Genomic DNA, 25,674 nt, shown 5'->3' with positions numbered 1-25,674 from the left:
AGAAAGATTGCAGTGTAACATCTGTTTTTGCTGATTATCAGCTAAACATTGAAACTAGGATAATTCGTGATACATATTGTAACATAAAAAGTGATGAGAACCGATTTATTAGTTAATCAATTTACCCAAACAGCAACAAAAATATCAGTAAAACTAAGGAGCAGACTAACAAAATTCAACAGAAACACACCATTTTGTTTATTTTTAATAACTAAATAGGTGGTTGTTTTCATATTTTTCCGTACATTTGCAATTGAATATAAATAAGGTACAGTATCACAGGTATCAATCATCTCAATAATTAAACAAGTATTTTTAAGTCATTTTCTCTCCAAGACCACGAGTAAATTAGGAGTATCAAGTTTTAAAAGATTGTATTTCGAATAACAAAATTCATTAAATAATAGAGAACGATGCAGAAGATTAAATTTCTCCAGCGCATAAGTTGCGTTCTTTTTCTGAACCTCTTATGCTTTGGTCCGCTAAGTCTGCCCATCTCAGCGCAAGAGTTGAGTGGAGCAAAAGTAACCCTCTCTATGCGCGATGCCTCGGTTGAGGACTTCGCAAACGAGGTAGCAAAGCAAACAGGACTAAGTATTAAGTTTACAGATAAAGACGTTAAAGCCTTTAAAGGCATTACACTTGACGTGCGCGACCAGTCTGTTTCAAGTCTGCTACTAAACTTATCTAATCAGTTTCCACTATCATATAATATCGAAGGCAACACCATTACTTTTGCCAAAAAGGACGTGACGCAACGTAAAGGTAGCATTCGCGGTCAGGTTACCGACGTGAATGGCGACCCTCTTGTTGGCGCTATCATCAGAGTGGATGGCATAAATGGCGGATTTGTTACCGACATCAACGGCGAATACGAGGTAAAAACAGATAAGAAAGAGGTGCACCTCACCGTGGCTTACATTGGCTATAAAAGCGTTAATAAGAATGTGAAAAATGGCGCCACGGCCAATATCACCTTGCACGAAGACTCGAAAGAAATGCAAGAAGTGGTTGTAACAGGTTACCAAACCAAAAACAAAAACTCGTTTACTGGTGCTCAGGTGGCCGTAACTCGCGACCAACTGATGAATGTGGGAACAAAAAACGTATTGAAAAGTATTGCAAGCTTTGTGCCTGGTATGGTTATTTCGGACGATAACCTAAAGGGTGCCGACCCCAATTCTGTGGCCGAAATCAATATTCGTGGTCGTGCAACATTCGACGGACAGGCTAATACGCCCGTGTTTGTAGTAGACGGTGCTCAAGTAACTGCAGAATATGTCTATGACATGGACATGAACGACATCGAGACAGTTACCGTGTTGAAAGACGCTTCTGCCTCTGCTCTTTATGGTGCTAAGGCTTCTGCAGGTGTAATTGTTATAACAACAAAAACGCTAAAGGGTGGAAAGCTTAAGCTTAACTATAGCGGAACGGTGCGTCTTTCAACTCCCGACTTGCACGATTATAACCTATTAAATGCTAGTGAGAAATTGGAATACGAGCGTTTGGCAGGCTTGTTCACAGATACATCGCCTTCACGACAATATACACTTGACCAAGACTATGCGCGCATTTTCAATAACATACAAAGCGGTGTAGAGACCGATTGGCTTTCGAAGCCACTGCGAAATGCCTTCTCGCAATCGCATAGCTTAAGCGTAGACGGAGGTGACGAACGCGCCAAATACAACCTTGGTGTGCGCTATGGCAAAGATGCTGGTGTAATGAAGGGTTCAGACCGTTCACGTCTGTCAACCAATTTCCGACTCTCTTATAATGTGTCGGGCAAATTCTTTGTGTCGAATAGTTCTACCATATCATCAGTAACAAACAACGAATCGCCCTATGGCGACTTCTCAGATTGGGCAAAAATGAATCCCTACGAGAATCCTTACGATTCGGATGGCAAGTTGCGTGTATCGCTTTATCACGATTTGGCCAATCCATTATACGACGCTTCATTGGGTAGTTATACAAACACAAACGCTTTCGACTTTCTCAATACAACCAGCATCCAACTATGGTTTGGTGAAAAAGTACGTTTGGATGGCGACTTTACCATCAACCGTAATAAGCAAAACAGACGTAGCTTTACTTCACCATTAGCCTATAGCGAAATCAGAAGTAAGTCGGCCGACCAGCGCGGTTCACTTTTAGACAACACTGTGAACACCACAACGCTGCAAGGAAAACTAATGTTATCGTACAACAACTACTTCTTTAAAAAACTGTTTCTTACCGCCATGGGTGGTAGCAGCGTGGAGTCAACCTCATCAGACGCAGCCACCTATCGCTCAATAGGCTACTATTCGGACAAGTTGGGACATCCAGCCTTTGCCACTTCTTACGACAGCAGCCGTCCTAGCGGTTCGGATACGCAAACCAGAGGTGTGGGTGTGTTTGTGAATGCCAATACTATTTGGGACAACAAATACTTCCTTGACCTTATCTATCGTTACGAAGGTTCATCGCGTTTTGGCAAAAACCAGCGCTTTGCACCATTCTGGAGCGTTGGTGGAGGTTGGAACATCCACAACGAAAAGTTTATGAAAGGAACGCCAGTGCAATTGCTTAAGCTACGTGCTAGCGTGGGGTATCTGGGTAACATCAACTTCAACCCTTATCAAGCGTTGACAACATACAGCTATAACAGTTCTTACTTTTATGGAAAGGGAACAGGAGCAACCCCCATAACTATTGGTAACCCCGATTTGAAATGGGAACGCACGCTTAGCACTAACATCGGTCTAGACTTTACAGCATTCCGCGGACGCGTAGATCTTTCGGCCGATTATTATATCAAGAACACCGACAACCTGCTTTTGGATATAACCAAAGCGCCTTCGGTGGGTGTGACCACATCGCGCGAAAACATTGGAGAAGTACAAAACAAAGGATTTGAATTGCGCCTACGCACCATCCCCATTCAAAATAAAGACTGGCAATGGTCTTTGGGTCTAACGTATGCTCTCAATAAAAATAAAATCAAAAAGATAAGTAACTCCTTGCGCGAGCAAAACGAAAAGAACCAAAGCGACAATGGTGTAGCACCGCTTCCTATCTACGAAGAAGGTCAATCGCTCACAGCCCTTAAGGTGGTTCCCTCTGCTGGTATCGATCCTTCAACAGGACAAGAGATATTTATCAAGCGAAATGGCGCTTACACCTTTGTTTACGACACTAACGACAAGGTAATTTTCGGAGATACCAACCCCTCAGGAACAGGTTCGGTATTCTCTTACCTCACATATAAGCGTTTTGCACTTAGCTGTACGTTCCAATATTCGTTTGGAGGCGCATTGTATAACGAGACTTTAGCTACAAAAGTTGAAGGAGCCAACCCCAAATATAATGCCGACGAGCGCGTGTTGAACGACAGATGGAAAACGCCAGGCACAGTGGCTAAGTACAAACGTATTGATGATACCGCAACCCCGTATCAAACATCGCGATTCGTACAACGCAACAACTATCTGCGCATGAGTAGTCTTTCGCTATCTTACGAAGTTCCAACAAACTTTATACAGAAGTATGGTTTGAAGCGTATGTTCTTAGAACTGCTCACCAACGACCTGTTTTATCTTTCAACAGCAAAGAGAGAACGCGGTCTGAATTATCCATACGACAGAAGTTTTGAGTTCTCATTACGTTTCTCACTCTAAAACTAAACAGAACAACAATGAAGAAGATAACAAAATATATAGCCCTTTCCACTGCCCTTGCACTATTCACATCGTGCAACGACTTCTTGGATGTACAACCTAAGGGTCAACTAACAGACGATGAAATGTTTACCGACTTAACGGGCTATGAGGATGCCATGTTTGGCATATATGGTAAGTTGGCCACCTCTAACCTTTATGGCGAGAACCTATCGTGGGGATTAGTAGATAAACTAGGACAACAGTTTGGTTATGACAACACGCTAGATGTGAGTTACCACATCAACCGATATCAATACACCAACCAAGAGGTTCGCAACGTAATTGATGCCGTTTGGACCAATATGTACAACAACATTGCCAATGTTAACAACGTGTTGAAACACATAGACGACATCAGTATTGGCGCACAAGAACGCCAAATGATAAAGGGAGAAGCGTTGGGACTTCGAGCCTTCATGCACTTTGATTTGGCTAGACTGTATTGCACAGATTATAGACGAAGCGATGCTAGCACCTTGGGCTTGCCTTACGCCAAAGAATTTAACTTGAGTAATCGCCCACGTTATACGTTGCAGAGCACATTTAAGCTTATACTAAAAGATTTAGACGAGGCCGACTCGCTGCTCGTAAACGATAACAACGTGACATACGACAACACGCTGCAACGCGACTATACAAAAGGTCGTACAATACTTTTCAACAAGTATGCAGTGAAAGCCACTAAAGCTCGTGTTTATTATGCTATGGGTAAATACACTGAAGCCGCAAAATATGCACGTGAAGTTATTAACGCTACACAGAATTTTACACTAAACACGAGCACTTCGCTAGATTCTGTTATGCGTTTCCCAGCCAGCAAAGAAATGATATTCGGGGTATATGCAGCAGATAGGTCTGCCACTATTCGCACTGCTTTCTTACGTTCTACGGGTCTTGGCTCATTTGTAGAAGGCCGAAGAGACACCCGTAGTCTTTACGAAACAGACCTTTTTACGGCTCTTAGCTCAGATTTGCGCTTCACTTCTTTCTTTAGAGAGAACACGTCGGGGGCTACTTCGTCTTTTAGTTTTATTCGTTTAATACAGAATGATGCCGAAGCAACGAGAGGTGTATTGAAGGGTTTCGTGCTAATTAGCCTGCCTGAAATGTACTATATTCTTAGCGAAAGCCTTTACGATAGCAATCAAACAGAAGCTATCAACCTGCTTAACCAAGTGAGAAAGAGCAGAGGCTTGACCAATGTTGAGGCAACAAAGGTGTCTACACGCGAACTGTTTGAACAAGAAATGATGCGTGAACGCATGCGCGAGTTCCCAGGAATGGGACAAACGTTCTATGCATTGAAACACTATAACCGTAGTTTCACCGACTTCAGAAACATTGATACCTATCAGCCTTCTGACGCAATCTTCAATCTTCCCTGGCCAGACAGAGAGAGAGAATATGGCGACCAAACGATATATACTTATTAAACACAAGGCACAACATCGTTAAAACAAGTACTGCACTAAGACTTCATCTGGGCTATAGAGCTGTACTTACTTAAAAACAAGGCAAGGTAAAAACATAAACAACTTACAATTATGTATAAATCAATAATAAAATTCTGCGCTATCGGCCTAGTGGCACTTTCGTGGCAGGCGTGTTCGGGCGTAGACTATGATGGAGAATACTCAAAAGATGGTACGTTTGAAGGCATGAACCAAGTGTACTTCGATTTAAGCAATGAAGCAGACACATTATATAGCTACTCGTTTGGCACACAACCAACCAGCATTACTACAGACACAGTGAAGGTAAGGGTAAGAATTGCTGGTGTAAGAAAGTCGGCAACACAACAATATAAGGTGGTTGTTGACCCTAGTAGTACTGCTAAACCAGGCGTTCATTTCGAAGCCATCAATAGCGATCAAACTGTAACAGCTGACAGTTTAACGGCTAGTTTCCCCGTAATATTATTACGTCAAAACTTAAGCGACACACGTAACGACAGCATCAGACTGGTACTTCGACTGGAAGCAACCAACGACTTAGGTGTGCGCTTCCCTGACAAAATAAAGAGAACAATTGCCTTTGACAATGTTTTGGCAAAACCCTATTGGTGGGATATGCCGCTATTGAAGTCGATGGGACTGCCTGATTATACACCAGCTAAATACAGACTACTGTTGTCTTACTACGACTCTGACGCTAGTCAACTTGAAAAGGCGATACGTAACAATAGAAGTTGGACACAACTTTACAGGAACATCCAAAAGGTTGTAGCCTACTTTGCAGCGAACCCAGAATAACCAAACAGTGGTAACAAACAAAAAACATACGAACATGATAAAGAATTCATTATATATCCTAGCTTTTGGATGCTTTATGTTAGCCTCGTGTATAAACGATGAATCTACAGAAGGCAACAAAGCTATTTCTGTAATCAGTTTGCAGACTCCACTTAACAGCAGCTACACACTTAATCAGGGTGATACGCTAAAGATTAGTCCAACGGTGTTGCAGAGCAATGGCAATCAAGCGTTAACTTATGAATGGGAAGTAGAACATAAATTGGTATCTAACGATGCAACGTTGGTTTATCCTTGCAAAACCTCTGGCAACTATTCAGCTCGGCTTCGCCTTAGCAATGGGCAGAACATCCAAATATACGAGTTTGGTATTAACGTAGAATACGCTTATACAAAAGGTGTATTCCTGTTAGCCGAAAACAACAACAAGACCATCCTCTCATACGTACCATCTGAAGATGTGGACAAGAGTTTCCAACTTGATGTATTGGCAACCAACAATCCCAACATCAACTTTGGCGTGCCTTGTTCAATGACATGGCATAAAACCATTGGAAGCCAAACTAACAATGTGTTGTTGATTGCAGCAGGAAACCCCTCTACAGTTTATCAGCTTGATGGATATGAAATGCTTTCGCTATTTCAAACTCCTGTTGGTGAAAAAGTAACTCAGCTTGAAGCTAGCTCAGACATTGGTACTCCCAAAACAATGGCGATAACAAACAACAATCTGTATTCTGTGGGATTGAACACTACCAATATCTTTGCACAAACTTCACGCTTTACAAATGCAGTTGGAGGCTCGGTTACGCTAGCAAACAGAATGACAACATGGTGGAGAGACGACCTTTTCTATGCGCATGCAGATGCTTACTTTGACAATGCGCATGGTGCGCTGCTAACTATGCCCATTGAAACCACTTCAATTCCTGCAGAGATACTAAAAGGAACATTTACTGGTGACACACTAGTGGGCATGGGAAGTGTAAACAAACAGCGCAATATGGCATTGATAACCTGTCAGAAAAGTACGGGAACATTCTACTTTACGTATCTCTTCCCTGGATATTTCTCAGCATCAGCCGACAGAAAGATTGCGCCTAACGTGCTATACAGAGCAGCTATGCCCGCTTCTTCGGGTATTGATAATGGCGCTGTAGTACGTTCGGCACGTAGTAAGAATATTGTGTATTACACAAAAGGCAATGCCGTTTATGCTCACAATGTTCTTGCAAATAGCAACTTCCCAACAGAAGCTTTATTTACCGTTGGTAACAGTTCAGAGACTATTGTAGACTTTACTTTCTCTGATAATGACAATCTTATCTATGTTGCCACAAACGATGCTGCAGCGTCGATGCCAGGAAGCTTATATTGTTACGACACGCAAACAAACACATTACGCTGGTCGAAAAAGAACATCACAGGCCGTATTGTTAAGGCTTTATATAGAAATAAATAACAACCAATGATAAAAATGAATTTCTCATTTAGACAATCGGTACAAGGAGGGGCTTTGCTGCTCCTCCTTGCATTGCAAAGCAGTGCAGCAAAGGCCGACGAAAACAAATCAAAGTCGGCCTCAAAGCCTAAGAAAGAAACAAAGTATGACAGACTTTTTAAAGACAAGAAGACTGAAACAGCACGTAGTAAGTTTATCACCGTTCATAAACTTGACAACAAAATTTACCTTGAACTACCTAGAACTTTGCTTAAAAAGCAAATGATGCTGGGTGGAACAATTACCTCTACCACCGACCCTACAGCTGTAACAGTGGGCTCAACAAGTTCCAATCCTGTATTGTTCTACTTCGACATACAAGACAGTTCGGTGGTAATGAAAACACCGAACAATGTCCTTTTTGAAGACAATGCTTCTTCGCCCGACCTAAATGAGGCATTGTCTTTGAACTATCGCGACGGCATTTGGCAAGGCTTTAACATCATGGCATACAACAACGACAGCAGTGCTGTGGTATTTGATGTAACTGCTTTATTAGGAAAACCCACCAACTTAATACCTGTGATGCCAACTAAAAATGGCAACTACAGTGTTAAGGCTACGCCTAAATCAGAATTATCGTTTATTCGTGGCATCAAAAGTTTCGACACAAATCTCTCTGTAAATAACGATTTCACATATGGCGTATCTACATCACTGATGTCTATGCCCATTGGTGGAGAACGTCCTACAACTGTGGGCGTAAGCTTTAGCCTGGCTCTTGTACCCGAATCTGCAATGCGTCCGCGCATCATGGATTCGCGCATCGGCGTAGACTTCTCTGTTCGTTTGGGCATGCCTAAAGAAGGTGCAAGCACAAAACGTATATTCTTCTCGCATCGTTGGAACCTCGTACCAAAAGATAAAAAGGCTTATACTAAAGGTAAAGCCACCATGCCTGTTAATGCCATACGTTTCTATTTGGACGACAACTTCCCCGAATCTTGGAAGCAACCCATTAGAGAAGGCATACTGGAATGGAACAAAGCGTTTGAGAAGATTGGGTTTAAAAATGCTATCGAAGTGGTAGATTTTCCTCAAAAACAAGGTTTTGACCCTGATAATATTCAATATTCGTGCATCCGATACATTCCAAGCGGTGCATCTTCAGCTCCTACAAGCGACTTATATGTTAACCCCAACACGGGTGAAATTATGAGCGCTTCGATGTTTATCTACTCGGATGTTGAAAAACTTTTGCACAAATGGCGCCTGATTGAAACGGGAGCTGTTGACCCTTCTGTGCGAGGCAACCGCTTATCGGCACAGCATTTTGCTCAAGGCTTAAAGATGTTGGTTACAAAAGAAACTGGAAAGATGCTAGGTTTACTAAATAATCTTGGCGCATCTGCAACCTACCCCACCGACTCGTTGCGTAATGCTCGCTTCACAACTACTATGGGACTAGCTCCTTCAGTAATGGATGATGTGCATTATAATTATGTGGCACAACCTACAGACAAAGGCGTTAGCCTGGCTTCGTCAGGATTAGGTATGTACGATTACTTCACTATTAATTGGAACTACCGTTATTTTGATACTGATAAGGTGTCTATTAACGAGGAGACAAACACGCTTGAGGCTTTTGTAGACAAGAATATTATCAATCCACGCCTTCGCTTTTACGCTGAACGTAATGCTAGATGGGATCCCAGAGTGCAGGCAGAAGCTCTTGGCAATAACATGATTGCCAGTGCCGAACTTGCCAATAAAAACTACTCTATCGTTGAAAGCAATCTTTCTAAATGGATTAAGAACGATGAGGATACTCGTATTAAAGACAAATTATACCTGCAAATCGCACAAAACAGATATACGCTTTTCAAGCAGGTGCTAAGCAACGTGGGAGGTATGTATCTCAACAATATGAAGATTTCTTCTAAAATTCCACAATATCAAGTGGTGTCGAAAGAACTCCAGAAGCGCTCTTTATTGTGGTGTTTGCAACAAGCGGCTAACTTCACCAAGTATGCCAACCGCAAATTTGAACGCAAAGGCTTCTTATCTGTTAGCTATTACGACCAAAGTTTGGAGTTTATTGCCTACGACTTGCTCGCTGCTCGTAATCGCGTAGCAGTTACCTCTTACTTAGATCCTAACAGTTACACACAAAAAGAATATTTCGACGACCTATATAATGGTGTCTTTAAAAGCGTTGCGCAATTGCGCGCTCCTTCTCAAGGCGAACGTATCCTGCAAAGAGCGTTTATGAATTATGCACAAAGTGCAGTATCTAAAGCCACTGGTAACGGTGCTGCTGCTGGAGGTTCGGCTGGTGGAGCAGCATTAAAAAACGACGACGAAGGTGCTACTCCTGGCTTTGGAGACCCCTCACAAAACCTTGCGCCTACTGTAGACATCACACTTGCAGACAACTCTGAACTATATTTCTACAATAGTTTGCTGAAACTTAGAACTGCTCTGGAGAAATGTTTGAAAGCGAACTTGCCTTTGGAAGCTCGCACTCACTACGAGATGATGCTTTTCAAAGTCAACAAAACAATGGAGGTGAAGAAATGAGAACAGTTTCTTTAATATCAATGAGAACGGCAAAAGTTACCGTCATGGCTGTGGCACTATTGAATGTGTCTATCTCTGCGAACGCCATCTCTTTCTTTAAAAAGAAGAAACAAAACAAAAACACAACCGCAGTTGTGAAAAAAGACGCCTACGAACGAATATTGACTGAAGAGAAAACCGACTCGGCTAAAGGGCCTTTCATCTCTCTTTATCGCACCAACGAGAAGCTGCTGGTAGAACTTCCGCCTTCGTCTATTGGCCGCGATATGCTTATAGGTGCTACTATTTCATCGGTTTCTGCACCACAATTTTCTGAATTGGGCACCCGTGCTGGCTCTATTACACACATCCGATTTGTTGAGAAAGACAGTTCTATCGTGATGCAAGCAGTGAACACTGAAATGCTCGATGCTCTGCCTACTACAAATGCTAAACAAGCGGAAGAAATAAATTACCGCAATCTTGACTTCTTCTCTTTTCCTATAAAGGCTAGAAACAAGGAAACGGGTGGTATTTTGTTCGATGCGTCGTCGTTCTTCTTAAGAGAAAGCAAGTATTTCCCTGTTATAACTAAGGTGGCTGGACCCTATAGAGTAGATGCAGACCTGCGCCCCGAATGGATTAAGGTGACGGAATTAAAGGCTTTTGAAAACAATGCCTGCGTGAAGATGGAACGCAATTATGTTACCAACATGAGTGGCAACAGTGGCAATGTGGCCATTAGCAATTATCCTGTTTCTATCGGCGTGCAATTTACATTGACGCTCTTGCCAGAGGATAAGATGATTCCTAGACTTAGCGACACACGGGTTGGATATTTCCTTACACCAAAATCTATTGTCAACGACAGTCTTATTGAGCATGCTAGCTTCATTAATAGGTGGCGAGTTGAACCGAAAGACCCTGAAGCTTATTTTGCAGGAAAGCTTAGCGACCCCGTAAAACCGATTGTCTTTTACATAGACAATAACTTCCCTAACGACTGGAAGCCGGCTATTAAGAAAGCTGTAACCAGATGGAATAAGGCTTTTGAACGCATTGGCTTTAAAAATGTGATGCAAGCTAAAGATTATCCTACGGATGATCCTAATTTCGACCCCGACAACTTCAAATACTCATGTATAAGATACCTACCCACTGCAACCGAAAATGCTATGGGCCCTTCATGGATTGACCCTCGCACGGGTGAGATTATAACCGCCACAGTATTGGTATATAATGATATTGTTAATGTGATAAACAGTTGGCGATTTATTCAAACTGCACAGCTCGACCCTACAGCTCGCACATTAGATATGCCCGACAGCATTAAGTTGGCTACACTTGAATATATCGTTACGCATGAAGTGGGACACACCTTGGGACTGATGCACAACATGGGCGCATCGGCTTCCATTCCAACCGACTCGCTTCGCTCTGCTTCCTTCACACAGAAGTATGGCACAACAACTTCCATCATGGACTATGCGCGTTTTAATTACGTGGCACAACCAACAGACAAAGGCGTTTCGCTCACCCCACCCCTCTTGGGCGTGTACGATAACTACGCCATTGAATGGGGATATCGTGTCTTCCCTAACGCTAAAAGCTACAGAGATGATGTGCAACCATTGCTAGACCTTGTTGCTAAACATGCCAACGACCCAATGTATCGCTACGGACTTCAGCAGTCGCGCTATCGTTACGACCCTACTGCTATAGAGGAAGACTTGGGCGACAACGCCATTAAGTCGAGCACTTATGGTCTAAAAAATCTTGAATATATTCTCAATCACTTTGACGAATGGATTCCTGATGGCAATGACGGAACGCGGAAAGCTAAACTCTATCGACAAATTGTTTCGCAAGCTTATGGCTATGTACGCAATGTGTATGCACTTCTTGGTGGTATAAAACTGTATCAAACCACTGAATCTTCTGGGTTGCCCCGATATCAGGTTATATCTAAAGAGCAACAGCGCGAAGCTGCTATGTGGCTATTAAAGGAGGCTCACCAATTTGGTAAGCGTGGCATAACATCTATTGAGAACCGTCTGCCACAGATTAATGCGCATCCTTATAAAACATTGGCTAGTGGTATTCAAGAGATGGCATTATCTGCTACCGCACGTCTTGCGTTAAGTTATTATGCTGATTCCACTTCGTATTCGCCACTTGAATATTGTGATGACACCTACAACCATGTATGGGCTAAGACTATCGCTGGTGACGAAAAGCTTGATGAAGACGATATCTCAATGCAAAAACTATATGTTGAACGTCTGAGAGCTAATATCAACGAGATTAAACAGATTGGTAAAGTTCGCAGTCTTCGTGACGAAAACCAAGATGTAGCCTTCCTTGGCTTCGGTACTGGCTATGGCGAACCCGAGACTATGTGGATGGAAACTATTGACCGCACTGCTGAATACGTGTTTCATTATGCACAGAAACTGCAAAACCTGCTTGAACAACGTATCAAAACGACTAGTGATACAACTGTAAAAGCACAATATGAATTGATGTATGCACGTGTACTACGTTATATGAACGACTAATTAAATAACATCATATTACTTATAACAGGGGTGTGTCAAAAATAACTTGGCACACCCTTTTATTATATCAGCCTGTTTTAATAAACGTTGAACTTTAAGTTTTCTAATTTCTCCTAACCTCTCATCTATCAATCAATTGTTAAATTGGTAAACATATTTTACAAAACACCATTTCCAACCGAACCATTCTAGAGAGAATTTGCTCTTAAAAACGACGAAAAACACGTTTTTGGGGGCAAAACTCCAGCACGCTTCAAGCCTTCCACTCGTCTATTTTCTCCATTTACTAGGTTTTTGCCTTTCTATTTCGAGAAAAATTGCGCGTGCGTTGCTTCCCCAAAAAACCAAAATGCAGCTCGATAAGCATCTACCCGTTTTGCAATTTGCACCAAAACGCATCGCTATCTCCTACAAAACGCAAGGCTATCTCCTACAAAACGCACTGCTAACTCGTGCTAAACGCAAGGTAAAATGCAGCAAAACGCAAGCCTATTTGCTGCAAATAGCACCAAAAGTGGGCAAAATGTAGCATAAAGCACCTTTTTTAAGGTATTTTTTACGGTTATCAATAAAAACAGCTTGGTGCTTTTGGCTGTGCGCTTAAACCTACTTTTAGCGCCAAAAACATGCTAAAAAGGGGTGTTTTAGCGCCTTTTAATGCACAAGTATCTATATATCAATTAGTTACAAACTTTAAAAATACGCGCATTTTTTGCACCGTCGTCCAGAATTTCGGCGCGGATGGCACTCACAATGTTAAAACATGGTGCAAATATTTTACAATTTATTGACTCATCAAACCTCAATGCTGCTTTATGGAAATTGGCCATTGTCACCTGTAATAATGTTGTGTATTGTTGTACACATAGTCTAGCATACTTTTGAAAGCATGGTATACCAGGTCAAAAAAATAAAGTTGACAAGATGTGGACAAGCAACCTAGGGATGAGCAGGAAGTAAGGAATGATATAAAGAGCTTGACACGTACAGAATCTAGGCACATACTCCAAACGGTTATGCTCTTGCTGTCGTCTCAATGGTTTGTTTTAGACATGCTATACAATCTGTTCTGTCTAAGGTTATACGCTTCGCCAAAAGGGTATGAGAGGTTTGCCCTAATGGCAAAACCGATAAACAGCTTGCAGAAGCCAAACTTGATGTCCTGAAGAACTGAATGCAGGAAATCTGTCTGCCATTGACTATCAGCAAATCTGTGCTACCGCTCCCATGTTTCACAACCTAACGGAAAGCACCATTTGTATTTCAGCCAGTTATATGGACCTAAAGAAAAAAGACATCCTTGAAATGCTTCATATCTATTATTTTTTGTATTTAGAAGTTGATGGTTGATTATACTTAAAGAGTTAATCTGTTGGACATACAAAGTGGCAGTAAGGTCGCATTATCACCGTCGACAGTGCCACAAAAACAATAGCAATAACGATAACTACCCACGAAGCAGACTGGAATGCGAAGGCTAAGAACAATTCATATTCAATCCAATCGAACCATACACCTGTCCACAGACATAGCATGAGTATTGCCCAAAGAACCTGACGAAACATATCCAAGCGTTTAACTGTCGTTGGTTTCATTTTGAGCTTATAACTAACGCATCTTGCTGCAAGCTCTTGTATCGAGCCAAACGGACAAACGTGCGTGCAATAGTATGACTTCATACCAAAGAATGGATACACAAATGCAGTGATAAGCATGACGACTGGTACGATTAGCGTGAGCACATTCATACCATTTTACATGTAAGTGATGAATGGAGTGTAGTTTAAGAATGAGCCACACCAAAAGCCTAATACTATCCCGTTGAGAATCTGCTGACTTATCTTATAACGTTTGTCCTTAATAAAAAGAGGTAAGATAGAGGCCAGAAGCACAACAATCAGGCCTACTATTGCCTTGGCAGATAAATCAAAATCAGACCATATCGATTATTTTAGAGGATTGTTTGCCACATACTGTAGTCCTCGTTGTACGTTTCCTATGATAGCCTTTGACGAAAACGTTGCAACCAACATGCCGTCTACCTTCAGTTTCGCCGCCTCTTCCATGGTATGTCCGTTCCATTTGGTAAGAATTGCTGACGCCTCCTGAAAGAAGTCGGGTGTATTTGAATTTGGAAGTGCCTTGATGTTCTTCACCTTACCATCTTCCAAGTTAATCTCCAAGGGTACAGTTCCACCATAACCTATAAGGTCTTTGGCTAGTTCTGTTGTGTTTGATCGTACCGAGCCATCCTAAAGCACAACCATTGGCTCTGCTTTTACCGAATCTACCTGTTGCTGCTTCAAATCATGTCCTAACACCTTACCATCTCTACGGATCCTAATTGCCATAACCAGCAGAATACAGATAAGCAAAGGCTGCAACTGCTGTAGTTTTTCTAAATAATTCCTCATATTTTTATCGTATAGTCTTTCATTCACACATCTCACATTAACATTAAATGTCTACATAAAACCTAGTTTTATGATATTATTTGACGATAGATAGACCACAGTAAACTGATGACCTAGGTTGACACTCTCCGCAAAATAAAGTGAACCTTCTGTCACGACTTCTATCAAATCTAAAATATGTGACAACCTACAAAAGCAGAAGTTTAATCCAGGCATCATTATTTTGCTACGTAACCAATAATATTGGGTCAGGCGATAGAGGTATATACAAAGAAAAATCGTTGTAAAACCTTGATTTTACAACGATTATCTAATTTTTGAGGGCTAAAATGACTACCTTTGTGAAGTCCTTTTGAAGCCTATTTGCGGAGAGAGGGGGATTCGAACCCCCGATACGCTTTAGGCGTATACAAGCTTTCCAGGCGTGCCTCTTCAACCACTCGAGCACCTCTCCTTTTTAGTTTCGGCTGCAAAAGTAACATATTTTATTGAAGTATGCAACCCATTGGCTAAAAATGTAAGGAAGATTGGGGAACACCTTATTTATATATGTGCAAAAAACGCAACAAGAATATAGCAAAATTAAAATGTAAGTAGAAATTTAACAATATAACAATTTGATACAGCAATTAGCCGTGAAAACAGAAAATACTAATAACATCTACGCAAACAACTGCAAAAAGAAAGCCCAAAGGCATTAATAGCCGTTAATATGATAATCACGTTTGTTAAATTGGGATAAAGAAATGCGCTTAAATTCTTGTTTTACAATATTTGCCCCTAAATTTGCAGATGGAAAACTAAGACAAACAAAAATAGTAATTTTAAAAGGAAAGACAATGAAAAAGTATTCACAGTACCTCATTGGTGGATTATGCGTGCTTTCTGTTGCATTCTCTGCCGGTTCGTTTATGAAGGTTAACGCAGCTGCTGCATCACCTGCAACGCCTGCTCAACCCGTAGATCTTACATTCGCTGCTGAAAAAGCACTGCCTGCAGTGGTGCACATCAGATTTGTACAGAACTCTAAAGTACAAACTGTTGAAATGCAAAACGACCCCTTTGGCGACTTCTTCAGCGACCCATTCAGCTTCTTTGGCTATCCTGGTCAAGGTAATGGTGGGAAGCAAAAAAGACAAGTACAAACCCCAAAACGTGAAGGAACGGGATCGGGAGTTATCATTTCGCAAGACGGATATATCGTTACAAACAACCACGTGGTGGAAGGCGCCGACCAATTAACGGTTACGCTGAATGATAACCGCGAATACTCCGCTCGCATTATCGGTTCGGATAAAAACACCGACCTGGCTCTTATTAAAGTGGATGGCAAAAACCTCCCCACTCTTCCTATAGGCGACTCAGACAAACTCAAGGTGGGCGAATGGGTGCTGGCCGTTGGAAACCCCTTCAACCTCAATTCTACGGTTACTGCTGGTATTGTTAGTGCCAAGGCGCGCGCACTTGGTGGCAACCCTATTGAGTCGTTCATACAAACTGATGCTGCCATCAACCAAGGTAATTCGGGTGGTGCACTCGTTAACACACAAGGCGAATTGGTGGGCATCAATGCTATGCTCTATTCTCAAACAGGTTCGTATAGTGGCTATGGCTTCGCTATTCCTACCACCATTATGAATAAAGTAGTGGCCGACCTCAAACAATATGGTAGTGTACAACGTGCGTTCATGGGCATCAAAGGAACTGATGTGCGTCTTTTCCTAGACATTGAGAAAGAAAAAGGCAAAGAACACGACCTAGGAACAAACGAAGGTATCTATGTAGATAGCGTGGAAGATGGTGGTGCTGGAGCTGCTATCGGCATGAAGGGTGGCGATGTTATCACTGCCATTGATGGAAAGAAACTCACCAAGATGGCCGAGCTGCAAGAGGTTCTTGCAAGCAAACGTCCCGGCGATAAGATTTCTATCACCTACATGCGCAACAAAAAGAAGACCACTGCTTCTGCAACTTTGAAGAACGCTCAAGGCAACACAAAGGTTGTTAAGACTGCCGATCTGGACATTCTTGGCGGAAACTTCAAGGAGATTACAGCCGAACAAAAGAGCCAATTGAGTATTTCGTCGGGTCTTGAGGTTATCAAGGTGAACAACGGCGCACTAAAAGATGCAGGAATAGCCAGAGGCTTTATCATCCAAAAGGTGAACGACCAAAACATTAAGTCTACCGACGACTTGCAGAAGGTTGTTAAAGAGGCTTCTACTAGCAAAGATCCTGTGCTCTACATACAAGGTATCTACCCAACTGGTAAGAAGGCTTACTTCGCTGTTGTGATTGGCAATTAATTCTCTATACCAGGTTGCCACTTGCCTCATGGCTATGGCAACCATGGTTACGAGCTATTAACTTCTTGTCTGTGTTATTGGTATGTGCCTTCAACGTCTTGTATTTGATAAGCTGATGCACAAAGAATACTAAAACACATTATAACAGCAGACGTTAATCTACCGCTCTTTATGGTAACAAAAATAGCAGCTATAACATTCATAAATGTTGTAGCTGCTTCTTGTTTTATGCGGTTTACATCCTCTAACCTCACATCAAGCTTAAGTCAGTGTGGCATTCTTAATTCAAACTCCACATTATGAACAACGGATTGCGACCATTCTTCGCACATTTGTATTACTTCTCATCACTTTTTTTCAGGATAAAGAGTTGGTGTATGCCATTTCCTAAACCTTTAGTTGCATCATATGAACAAGCCCTACCCCACGACCAATAGGAAACTTTTCCTTCAGAACAGCCTATTATTTGCACATAGTGATTGGATAATAAGCTAGTACTAAACAGCTCATCTTTACCCAAATGCACCATAGCAATCACAAAAAAACGACTGTAATTGATTACTTCTAAAGTTGAATTAGTAGGCCAACACACCACTTTACAAAACGCAGTGCCAACAAATTGCTTTACAAATCTAGGGATAAACCATGGATACATAAAAGTGCTTAATCCACTTTCTCCTTTAAAAGGGTTCATCTCTAAAATCCAGTTGTTTTTATTTGTTATCGCCCCTTGCAGAATAGCATCCACCGAAAACATCCTGTTATACCCCTTAAAATGCAAGTCTGTAGATGTACCACGCATCATCGCTTCAGTAACAATCAACTTCAAACCATTGTTTCTAAACTTCCCTTCGGTGTATAGACCAATAGCCATATTGGCAAAGAGCACGGGATTTACCTCGGCTATATACTTACACAACACGGCTGCACCACAAGTTCCATTCTTTGACTGAACAATCGACACTGGATGGCAAATACGTTCCTTCAGTTCTCTTATAAACTGTACTTTCGATATTTGTCCAAATACACTACCTGTGCTTAGGGCCGAAAACTCATCCACCACTTTTATTGCGTCTTGGATTTGTGTCATCATTCTATTATATACAAGATGATAAAGCTACAAAAATACCATTCCCAGTTGTAAACTACGATGTATTAGAGGCCCAACTATAGCCCCTTTTACCCATCTTAATAAATAAAAGCAAATGGAACTCTGTTAATCAATTATTGTTTGCACAACAAAACACATAAACAAATGCTTACCAATACCATTGTTCGGCCTTTTAGTTACATACAAATTAAAGCTTAGTCAAATCACTTTATTAGCGTTTTATATACTGCAGCACATCATTATTACACGATTAGAAGGGATAACCAATGGCCAGTTGTAAACTTTGGCTATTCTTAAATTTACCCATATTATAGAATCCGCTCTTGTATGGCACGTGAATACCAATACCCCAGTCAACACGAATAACAAAGAAATCGAGGTCGTAGCGCAGCCCAATACCTGTTCCTAATGCCATATCTTGCAACATACTCTTTAACTTGAATGTTGAATTAGGTCGTGATGTTGACGAATGCATAGCCCAAACATTGCCTGCATCTATAAACACAGCTCCGTAAAGACTATTGATAATGCGCGGTCGATATTCAAGATTGAGCAACAGTTTGAAGTCGCCTGTTTGGTCCAGATACGAATTGGTGCTGGCCGTTGGATAATAACTACCAGGCCCGATGCTTCGAACAGTGAACGCTCTCACACTATTAGCACCGCCAACATAAAATTGTTCGCTATACGGAGCCTCGGTTGAATTGCCATAACTCCATATTGCGCCTGCCGAAGCGTGAGCCACGAGTTGCGAATGCGGGGTTATTTTCCAAATCTTACGCCAATCGGTCTCAATCTTAAAGAACTGTGCATAAGGGTTTTTAAACATCGTTTTATCCGTCTCGTTCCATTTTTTTCCTGCCAACATATATCCTAAAGACAAGATATTAGATGCTTCGCTCAATGTGGTTTGCCACCAAATGGGATGTCGATAGCGCGAAGGACTATTATAAATATAGCTATAGCGCATCTTAGGAATGAACACATCCTTCATCGTTACCTTTAGATAAGGATTGGCATTTATAATCGAGTCGAATGCAGCAGTGTGACTTGTCATATAGTTGTATTGCAACGACAAAGGCGAAAACTGATGCATTGAGCGTTCAGACGTTTGTAGGTTATAGGTGAGTTCGCCCGAAACGATATGACGTTTAAAATAATTACCTCGATTAATAACACTCGACGACACTTTTAGAAGTGTAGAAGGCGTGTTGTAAAAGCGGCGCGACTGCCAGAAAGGTGCAAACAGTCGGGGGAACTCTAGCGATGCCGAAGCACCATATTCGTAAGAAGACATCTGCGATGAAGCACCCGATGCACTATGACCTGTTTGCCATTCGTAAGATCCGTTTACGTTGATATCCAGTTTTTCGGCTCCTCTAAAGGCATTGCGTCTTGTAAAACCGATGATGAGTGCTGGCCCCATACGTCCATTTGTCTTACCCGTGTAGTTTGTTTCTACATAAAAATCGTATGGCTTTTCTAGCATTCCTGTAACAGTTAGGTCAAGTGTATCACTGTTAGCCGTGGTGTCTCGTGGTGTAAACTTAAAGTCGGTCATACTGAAAAGTCCCATATCCATGAGTTTAGTCGACGTAAGATTTTCGTCGCGATGCCTATACATATATCCCTGACGCATAAAGATGTTGCGCATCAAAATGCGCGAACGGATAGGCGAACGTTTGCCATTGTAATGCAAAGTTAGGTGTTTACGCTTCACCGAGTCGGTTAATGCTTCTCCCATCTGCTTACGAATGTAGAAATCTATCTTACCCAAATACCATCTACGTTTGGCTGTTTCGGGCATAGTAGCCGTGGGCAACATCTTCAGTTGCACCTTTTGGGGAACTTGTATCGTATCTGCAAGAAACGACGAGTAACCTGGTTGAAAATAATAATATCCATTATCGCGCAGCAAAGTGCTGATACGATTGCGTTCGTTATCTAGTGCCGAAACCGAGAATGCACTTCCTTTCTTCAAGTTAGAGATAGAGGCGCGCGAACCAATGAGTTGAGTTATCTCTGGTGTAAAATTGAGATAAGCCACCGAATCTAACGTATAAAGTGGCCCAAAGTTAGCGGTATAACCTATTTTTGCCTTCTTGGGATTGCTTTGTGTCACCACTTCATATTTAACACGACCTTGAAAATAACCATGATTTTTAAGTGTGTTTTGTGCCACCGATGCCCGCAAGGCAGGGTTCACCCTGCTCATCAGCACTGGCGCCTTACCAAAAGTTTTGCTTATCCACTTTCCTGCGGCCGACTTAGAGTTGGAAAAGGCATTATAAACCCAAAGTCGTATGGGGAATGGCGTACGATAATAACTACTTCCAAGCAACGAACCATTGGGTTCGCAGTCTAACACAGCCTCCATTTCTTCTTGCGTTGAACTAAAAGTTGCGCTATTTTCATAGTTCTCACACTTTACTTTTGTCAGTCCTATGTATAGCTGGTCGCCTTCTGGAACACTGCTTGTGGTTGAACAGGAAGTGGCAACCAGCGCTGCAGCACAGGCCATTAAAGCCAATAAAGCATGTTTAGGATTATTCGCCATTTGTCTTTTCTTTTGTTAATGAGTCGGTATTTACGGGCAGCACTACATCTTCTGGCACTTTAAGTCTGAAAATATCACGAAAACGTCTGAGCTTTCTTCGCCAGATAAAACCAACGCCGTATTTACCAATATCGCCCTCGAGCCAGTCGTAGCTATCGCGGTTATAGAATAGTTGCATATAACGCGTAGAACCTTGATTTAGGCGATACTCCAGCGACACGTTATTAAAGAAAGTATTATCTGTTCGCCCTACATCAGCACCCGACGACACTTTACCGCCGATAATGATACGTAGACGGTTGCTCCATAGACGTTTGGCAAACTTAAACGAGTAGTCGGTGTGCATATTTCCGCTTGCGTCTGTAACGTTGTCAAGACCAAAACTCAAGTCTAATGTACGCAAGGCGTTACCTGCAATATTATTAATCTGACTTTGTAAGAATGCGCTGAGGGCATTGTTCATCGAGAAACGGTTGGTATTTCCATCTGCAAGATACATACCCGTGGTAAGCATTGTCACGGCTAGTTTTCCGCGTTCATCGCTTCCCATGGTGTTAAGTTGGTTGCTCACAGTCATATCTTGCGGGGTATCTATGGTAAATTCCAGTCCCATATCTTTCAATGTTCTTGTCACCACCACACCACATTCAAAGTCTACAATTCTACTATCATTGCCATTAGATGTAACCGAAGCCTTGGTTATCTCGGTTGCGGTGATGTTTAATCGTGGGTTCATAGCATCACCTGTAAACTCAATGTAGCTTCCATCCTTGATGGTAAAGGTCTTAAGCGGTATCACTGGCAGCGAATATTTCATTTCACCGTTGTTAAGTGTATAGCGTCCAGTAAGTCGTAAGCCATTAACAGGCGTGTATGTCATACGCAAATTACCACCACCCATCAAGTCAACGTAGTTAGACTTGTCTGCATTCAAGGCACAAAGTATATGAGCGTTGGGGTCGATGTTCAACCCTAGGTCCATACTAAAGCCTGTTAAGGCGGGTCTATTGATAATTACGGTCTTATTATCAGAGAAGTCGGTGAACGAAACAAGCTCTTCTATCTGGTTGTCTGTAGACAAAGGTGAGTCGCGCAACACGTAAGTCATATCAGTGGCATCCAGCACATCAAGATTTCCTTTTAAGTTTAGGTTGCTCAGTTCGCCCTTCATTTGACCGCTAAAGTTCACAAATACTTTACCAAACACTTCCGAACGGTAGTTTTCTTTAGCATTGATAATCTCGTATTTGGTGGCTTTCATACGCATATCCAGTCGCATACGGTCGGGATTGGAGAAATCTAACTCACCCTTAATGTTAAGCGGACTATCGTTATGAGCATACACTTCAAAGTTTTCAAACAGCAAATGACTATTCACAATGCGCACGGGGTCGTTGGCAAAACGCAGCGTAAGCCCATAAGGGTCGCTAAAGATATTGGCCGAATCAAGGTATAATTCACCATTAATCACAGGCTTAGACAAACGTCCCTTTACCACTAGCTCGCCATCGGCATAGCCATTAAGACCGAAAAGGCGTTGAGGGATAAAGCCATTGACAATAGAAAGTGGCAGACGTTCAACCACCAATTCAGCATCAAGATTACCTCCACGTGCGGGATTGTATGTGCCAGAAAGGTGTCCAAATTGCACATCGTCTTTACTTAACGTGCCATCTACATAGTGTCCGCCATCTTGTTTAGGCATATACACGAACTCCGAACTGATGTTACCCATCGCACTCTTTTGGTAATTAAGGTTGCTAACCGATACGGCCGACGACACCGAAAGGGCATCCTTGGTTTGTATGGCGTGGAAGTCGCCGTTGAGTGTTCCCGACACTTCGGGCATATAAGGCAGTATAGCAAATAGTTTCTCTAGGTTCAATTGATTTAACGACAGTGTTATGTCTTGTAAAGCTTCAGTATTGGCGTTATTTGTTGTGAGCATAAGGCCTGTTCCTTCAGCCGAGTTCAGGCGTAAGTCGGCCTGAACTCTACGATTATTACCCAAGAACACATAATTGCTATCGTTAACAGTAAACTGCTTATAACCCAAAATGGCCTGGCGATCCATCAAACTCACACGTATTCCGTTATCTTCCATCGTTGCACGCACACCTAAACCCACGCCTAACTTGTTTGCTTCGTCGTAGATTTTGGCTCGGATGTAGGTTCCACGTTCCTCCAGTGCTCCGTTTAACAACGCATTAAACACATATTGCGGATTTTTCTTATTGTTGCGCACCTGCACCGAATAAGCAATACGGTCGGCATCCGATTTTAATCCCAATCGCACTGTATCGATTAGTATGCTATCGGCCATTAGTCTATTAACATTTAAATAGCCATTCAAGCCACTTACTGGCGACGATTTCAAGTCGGCCGACACTTCACCCACTATGTAACCATACTTTTTGAGCACACGCATAAAGATGTTTTCGCGTCCGCTTTGCAAGTAGATATTAGCCAAAGGCAATCGCTCGCGCAACCTATTCTCGTCAATGCGCCTTGAGGTAAGCTGCTGTTGAAGCTCTTTCCACAAGCCTGTGCCACGGTTTAAGATATAAGCATAACCACCTTTGCTGTTGGCACGCAAGGTAAAGTCGCCACAAACCAAGTCGGCATGTGTTGTGTCTCTATTGGTAAACAGGCTCATACTCATTGCTCCCAAACGATAATCTTTCGTCGTATCGTTAACAATAATGTCGGCCACATTACCTTCTAGCTTATAATAGTCCTTACCATTGGTTTCTAGGTTAAGGTCGCTACGGAAAGAAGCCACCACCTTTTGGCTCAACAAATGCAAGTTGTAGAGGTCTAGTTTGTCCAAATTGGTGTTGATATGTGCCTTTATTACTTTCCCACTATTGCGTCCATTTACATTTATCGAACCTTTAAGTAAGGGGTTATCGCTTATCAAAGCGGCTGTAATAGTGCCATTACTCATCTGTGCATTACCCGAAATCTTGTCGAAATCGTAGCCTGCAAAATGAAAACGTTCTACTCGTGCCTTTGCAAATAGCTGCGTTTTAGTAGACATAAAGTCGGTTCCTGCACCTCTAGCCTCTAATTCTCCTGTAAAGGGATGTAGGCCTTGGTTAGGCAAGAAGTGCTGTAAGGCCAGGTTCTTCACCTTCAATTTGGCCTCGTAGGCCATATTGCTCGCATCAAATCTTCCCTTCGCCTGTACATTTCCATTGCTTTCGCGTAACGAAGCATCAGCCTCGTACACTTCTCCCAATATTTTAGCCTTTCCGTTTAAGGCCATATTGGCTGGTATATTCACCTCGCGTTGTAGTTTACTATCTAACAACACCTTCACAAAGTTCAAGTTATAGGTATTGGCATTGAGGAAAATCTCACCCCTACGGCGCTTACTATCCATGGCATTTTCCACAAAACCCGTGGTTTGGAGTTTAAATGCAGTTGGCAACACCACATTAAGCCCCGAGAAGGCTATGCGTTGTTTATTGCCTTTAGCCACTCCATCTATACGCAGGGGATAGTTGGGAAATGCCTTTCTAAAACCTTCGGGCATTCCACCCATCGCGCGCAGCAAGTCGGCTTTACCCAACGATGCGTGTAAAGCCACATACAGTTTGCCAGGATTGTTATCGTCGAAGGCATTCATGTCCATGTTAAAGTTGGCCGAAACCGACGATTCGGGTGTACGCAACACAAGGTCGGGTAGATCAAGACGCGCGGAGTCGAGCCCCACATGTGTGCTAAAATGGTTAACCTGCACGCCACTTTTCTCTTTAAAGGCACAAACGCGCACCTTCATCTTCAATTCGGGTTGGCAAAAATAAAAGGAGTCGACACCCAAATCCAAATGAGTTAGGCGTATGTGGTTAGGGTCTAAGCCGTCTGTTCGTGGTTTGTGTGTAAGGTCGTAGTTAACACTTCCATCTTGCCAGTTAAGCGTTTCAATGCGATAAAGGTTTTTAAAGAGGTCGAAATAACCATTCTTAGCCTCTAGTTTAGGCATTTCGGCCAGCACAGCCATGGTGTCACCAGCAGTTCGTATCATCGCTTTAGAGCGTTCTACCAACAGCTTATCAACCTTAATTTTCCAAAAAACAGGGGTCTTGGTGGTATCGGGTGGTACGGTGTCGCTTAGTTCCACACTGATATTCGCATCTCTGAGTTGCGCTTGGTTCACCCTAATGGTCTTCGATTTTAGGTCTACTCCCCTACTCTGCACCAATAGCAAGCCCACATCACCTTTAATACGTGCCTCGTGCACAAGGTTTGCAGTATTCATCCGCACATCGTGTAAGGACAATTCGTTCACTTCCACCTTACTACTAAACAAGGGAAGCAATTGCACATTGGCCACAATTTTGCCTACATTGGCTATTGTGTCTGTTTGTCCTGTTACCGAATCGTTGGACTGCAATACCCTAACGCCTTCAACCCCTAAATCTAGGGGAAACACAAGTTTCACTTTCTCCACCGTAATGTTCATGCCCATCTTCTGCGAGGCATAACTTGCCACCCGCTTAACAGCCCAATTTTGCACTGGAGGACAGTAAAGCAGAATCACTATAAGTAGAAAAAGAACAATTGGGATAGCAATAACGATACCAACCCATCGGATATATTTTTTCATAAAAAACGCAAGCTCATCATCTGTTTTGCCTTAACAGGCAACATTTCGCATGCAAAGTAAGCATTTTTTTTTGAATAATTGCCACACGTTGCACAAAGAAATTAAAACCAAATACAAATTATTTTGTATTTGGTTAAGCAGATTACTAATATGCGTT

At 42.2% G+C, this 25,674-nt stretch carries 10 protein-coding genes, 1 tRNA gene and 1 pseudogene; 7 read left to right on the top strand and 5 right to left on the bottom strand.

The genetic code is table 11. The annotated features are described in order from the left end of the window. The first annotated feature begins 413 nt into the window (after window positions 1-413). The 6 genes from QME03_RS07275 to QME03_RS07250 all read left to right on the top strand — a co-directional run bounded on the left by QME03_RS07275 (window position 414) and on the right by QME03_RS07250 (window position 12,517). Window positions 414-3,665 carry a SusC/RagA family TonB-linked outer membrane protein gene (locus QME03_RS07275; RefSeq protein WP_281723922.1) on the top strand — a complete coding sequence of 1,084 codons (3,252 nt, stop codon included), beginning with the start codon at window positions 414-416 and terminating at the stop codon, window positions 3,663-3,665. 17 nt (window positions 3,666-3,682) lie between these two features. Next, window positions 3,683-5,140 carry a RagB/SusD family nutrient uptake outer membrane protein gene (locus QME03_RS07270; protein ID WP_281723921.1) on the top strand — a complete coding sequence of 486 codons (1,458 nt, stop codon included), beginning with the start codon at window positions 3,683-3,685 and terminating at the stop codon, window positions 5,138-5,140. Window positions 5,141-5,251: 111 nt separating this feature from the next. Beyond that, window positions 5,252-5,959 carry a DUF4843 domain-containing protein gene (locus tag QME03_RS07265; RefSeq protein ID WP_281723920.1) on the top strand — a complete coding sequence of 236 codons (708 nt, stop codon included), beginning with the start codon at window positions 5,252-5,254 and terminating at the stop codon, window positions 5,957-5,959. Between the two features lie 34 nt (window positions 5,960-5,993). Next, on the top strand, window positions 5,994-7,421 hold the full coding sequence (locus tag QME03_RS07260) for a PKD-like domain-containing protein (RefSeq protein WP_281723919.1): 1,428 nt from the start codon (window positions 5,994-5,996) through the stop codon (window positions 7,419-7,421). A 6-nt stretch (window positions 7,422-7,427) separates the two neighbouring features. Continuing rightward, window positions 7,428-9,980, top strand: a complete 2,553-nt coding sequence (locus QME03_RS07255; protein ID WP_281723918.1) for a zinc-dependent metalloprotease — start codon at window positions 7,428-7,430, stop codon at window positions 9,978-9,980. A gap of 20 nt (window positions 9,981-10,000) precedes the next feature. Further along, window positions 10,001-12,517: a zinc-dependent metalloprotease gene (locus QME03_RS07250; protein ID WP_281723917.1), complete on the top strand. Its 2,517-nt coding sequence runs from the start codon at window positions 10,001-10,003 to the stop codon at window positions 12,515-12,517. A gap of 1,364 nt (window positions 12,518-13,881) precedes the next feature. Here QME03_RS07250 and QME03_RS07245 read toward each other — a convergent pair. After that, window positions 13,882-14,931: pseudogene (locus QME03_RS07245) on the bottom strand (FMN-binding protein). A gap of 366 nt (window positions 14,932-15,297) precedes the next feature. Continuing rightward, window positions 15,298-15,385 (bottom strand) — tRNA-Ser (locus tag QME03_RS07240). Window positions 15,386-15,770: 385 nt separating this feature from the next. On the opposite strand from QME03_RS07240, the gene QME03_RS07235 reads away from it, so the two are divergent. Continuing rightward, on the top strand, window positions 15,771-17,237 hold the full coding sequence (locus QME03_RS07235; RefSeq protein WP_025817357.1) for a Do family serine endopeptidase: 1,467 nt from the start codon (window positions 15,771-15,773) through the stop codon (window positions 17,235-17,237). A gap of 337 nt (window positions 17,238-17,574) precedes the next feature. Here QME03_RS07235 and QME03_RS07230 read toward each other — a convergent pair whose 3' ends face one another. From QME03_RS07230 to QME03_RS07220, 3 genes are all read right to left on the bottom strand, one after another. Further along, window positions 17,575-18,330 (bottom strand): hypothetical protein, encoded by a 756-nt coding sequence (locus QME03_RS07230; RefSeq protein ID WP_281723916.1) that lies wholly within the window; start codon window positions 18,328-18,330, stop codon window positions 17,575-17,577. Window positions 18,331-18,598: 268 nt separating this feature from the next. Beyond that, complete coding sequence (tamL, locus tag QME03_RS07225; RefSeq protein ID WP_281723915.1) at window positions 18,599-20,905, bottom strand: translocation and assembly module lipoprotein TamL; 2,307 nt, start codon at window positions 20,903-20,905, stop codon at window positions 18,599-18,601. Beyond that, window positions 20,895-25,517, bottom strand: coding sequence for a translocation/assembly module TamB domain-containing protein (locus QME03_RS07220; protein ID WP_281723914.1), 4,623 nt, complete (start codon window positions 25,515-25,517; stop codon window positions 20,895-20,897). The genes tamL and QME03_RS07220 overlap by 11 nt, the downstream gene beginning before the upstream one ends. Window positions 25,518-25,674 lie beyond the last annotated feature (157 nt).

This window comes from Hoylesella shahii (assembly GCF_937990675.1).
In the GTDB taxonomy this organism is placed as follows: Bacteria; Bacteroidota; Bacteroidia; order Bacteroidales; family Bacteroidaceae; genus Prevotella; species Prevotella shahii.
This window is presented reverse-complemented; position numbering and strand designations above follow the sequence as displayed.

Coding starts and splice junctions, on each gene's coding strand:
- QME03_RS07270 (WP_281723921.1), top strand. CDS start 3,683: ATGAAGAAGATAACAAAATATATAGCCCTTTCCACTGCCCTTGCACTA.
- QME03_RS07255 (WP_281723918.1), top strand. CDS start 7,428: ATGATAAAAATGAATTTCTCATTTAGACAATCGGTACAAGGAGGGGCT.
- QME03_RS07235 (WP_025817357.1), top strand. CDS start 15,771: ATGAAAAAGTATTCACAGTACCTCATTGGTGGATTATGCGTGCTTTCT.
- tamL (WP_281723915.1), bottom strand. CDS start 20,905: ATGGCGAATAATCCTAAACATGCTTTATTGGCTTTAATGGCCTGTGCT.
- QME03_RS07260 (WP_281723919.1), top strand. CDS start 5,994: ATGATAAAGAATTCATTATATATCCTAGCTTTTGGATGCTTTATGTTA.
- QME03_RS07250 (WP_281723917.1), top strand. CDS start 10,001: ATGAGAACGGCAAAAGTTACCGTCATGGCTGTGGCACTATTGAATGTG.
- QME03_RS07265 (WP_281723920.1), top strand. CDS start 5,252: ATGTATAAATCAATAATAAAATTCTGCGCTATCGGCCTAGTGGCACTT.
- QME03_RS07230 (WP_281723916.1), bottom strand. CDS start 18,330: ATGATGACACAAATCCAAGACGCAATAAAAGTGGTGGATGAGTTTTCG.
- QME03_RS07275 (WP_281723922.1), top strand. CDS start 414: ATGCAGAAGATTAAATTTCTCCAGCGCATAAGTTGCGTTCTTTTTCTG.
- QME03_RS07220 (WP_281723914.1), bottom strand. CDS start 25,517: ATGAAAAAATATATCCGATGGGTTGGTATCGTTATTGCTATCCCAATT.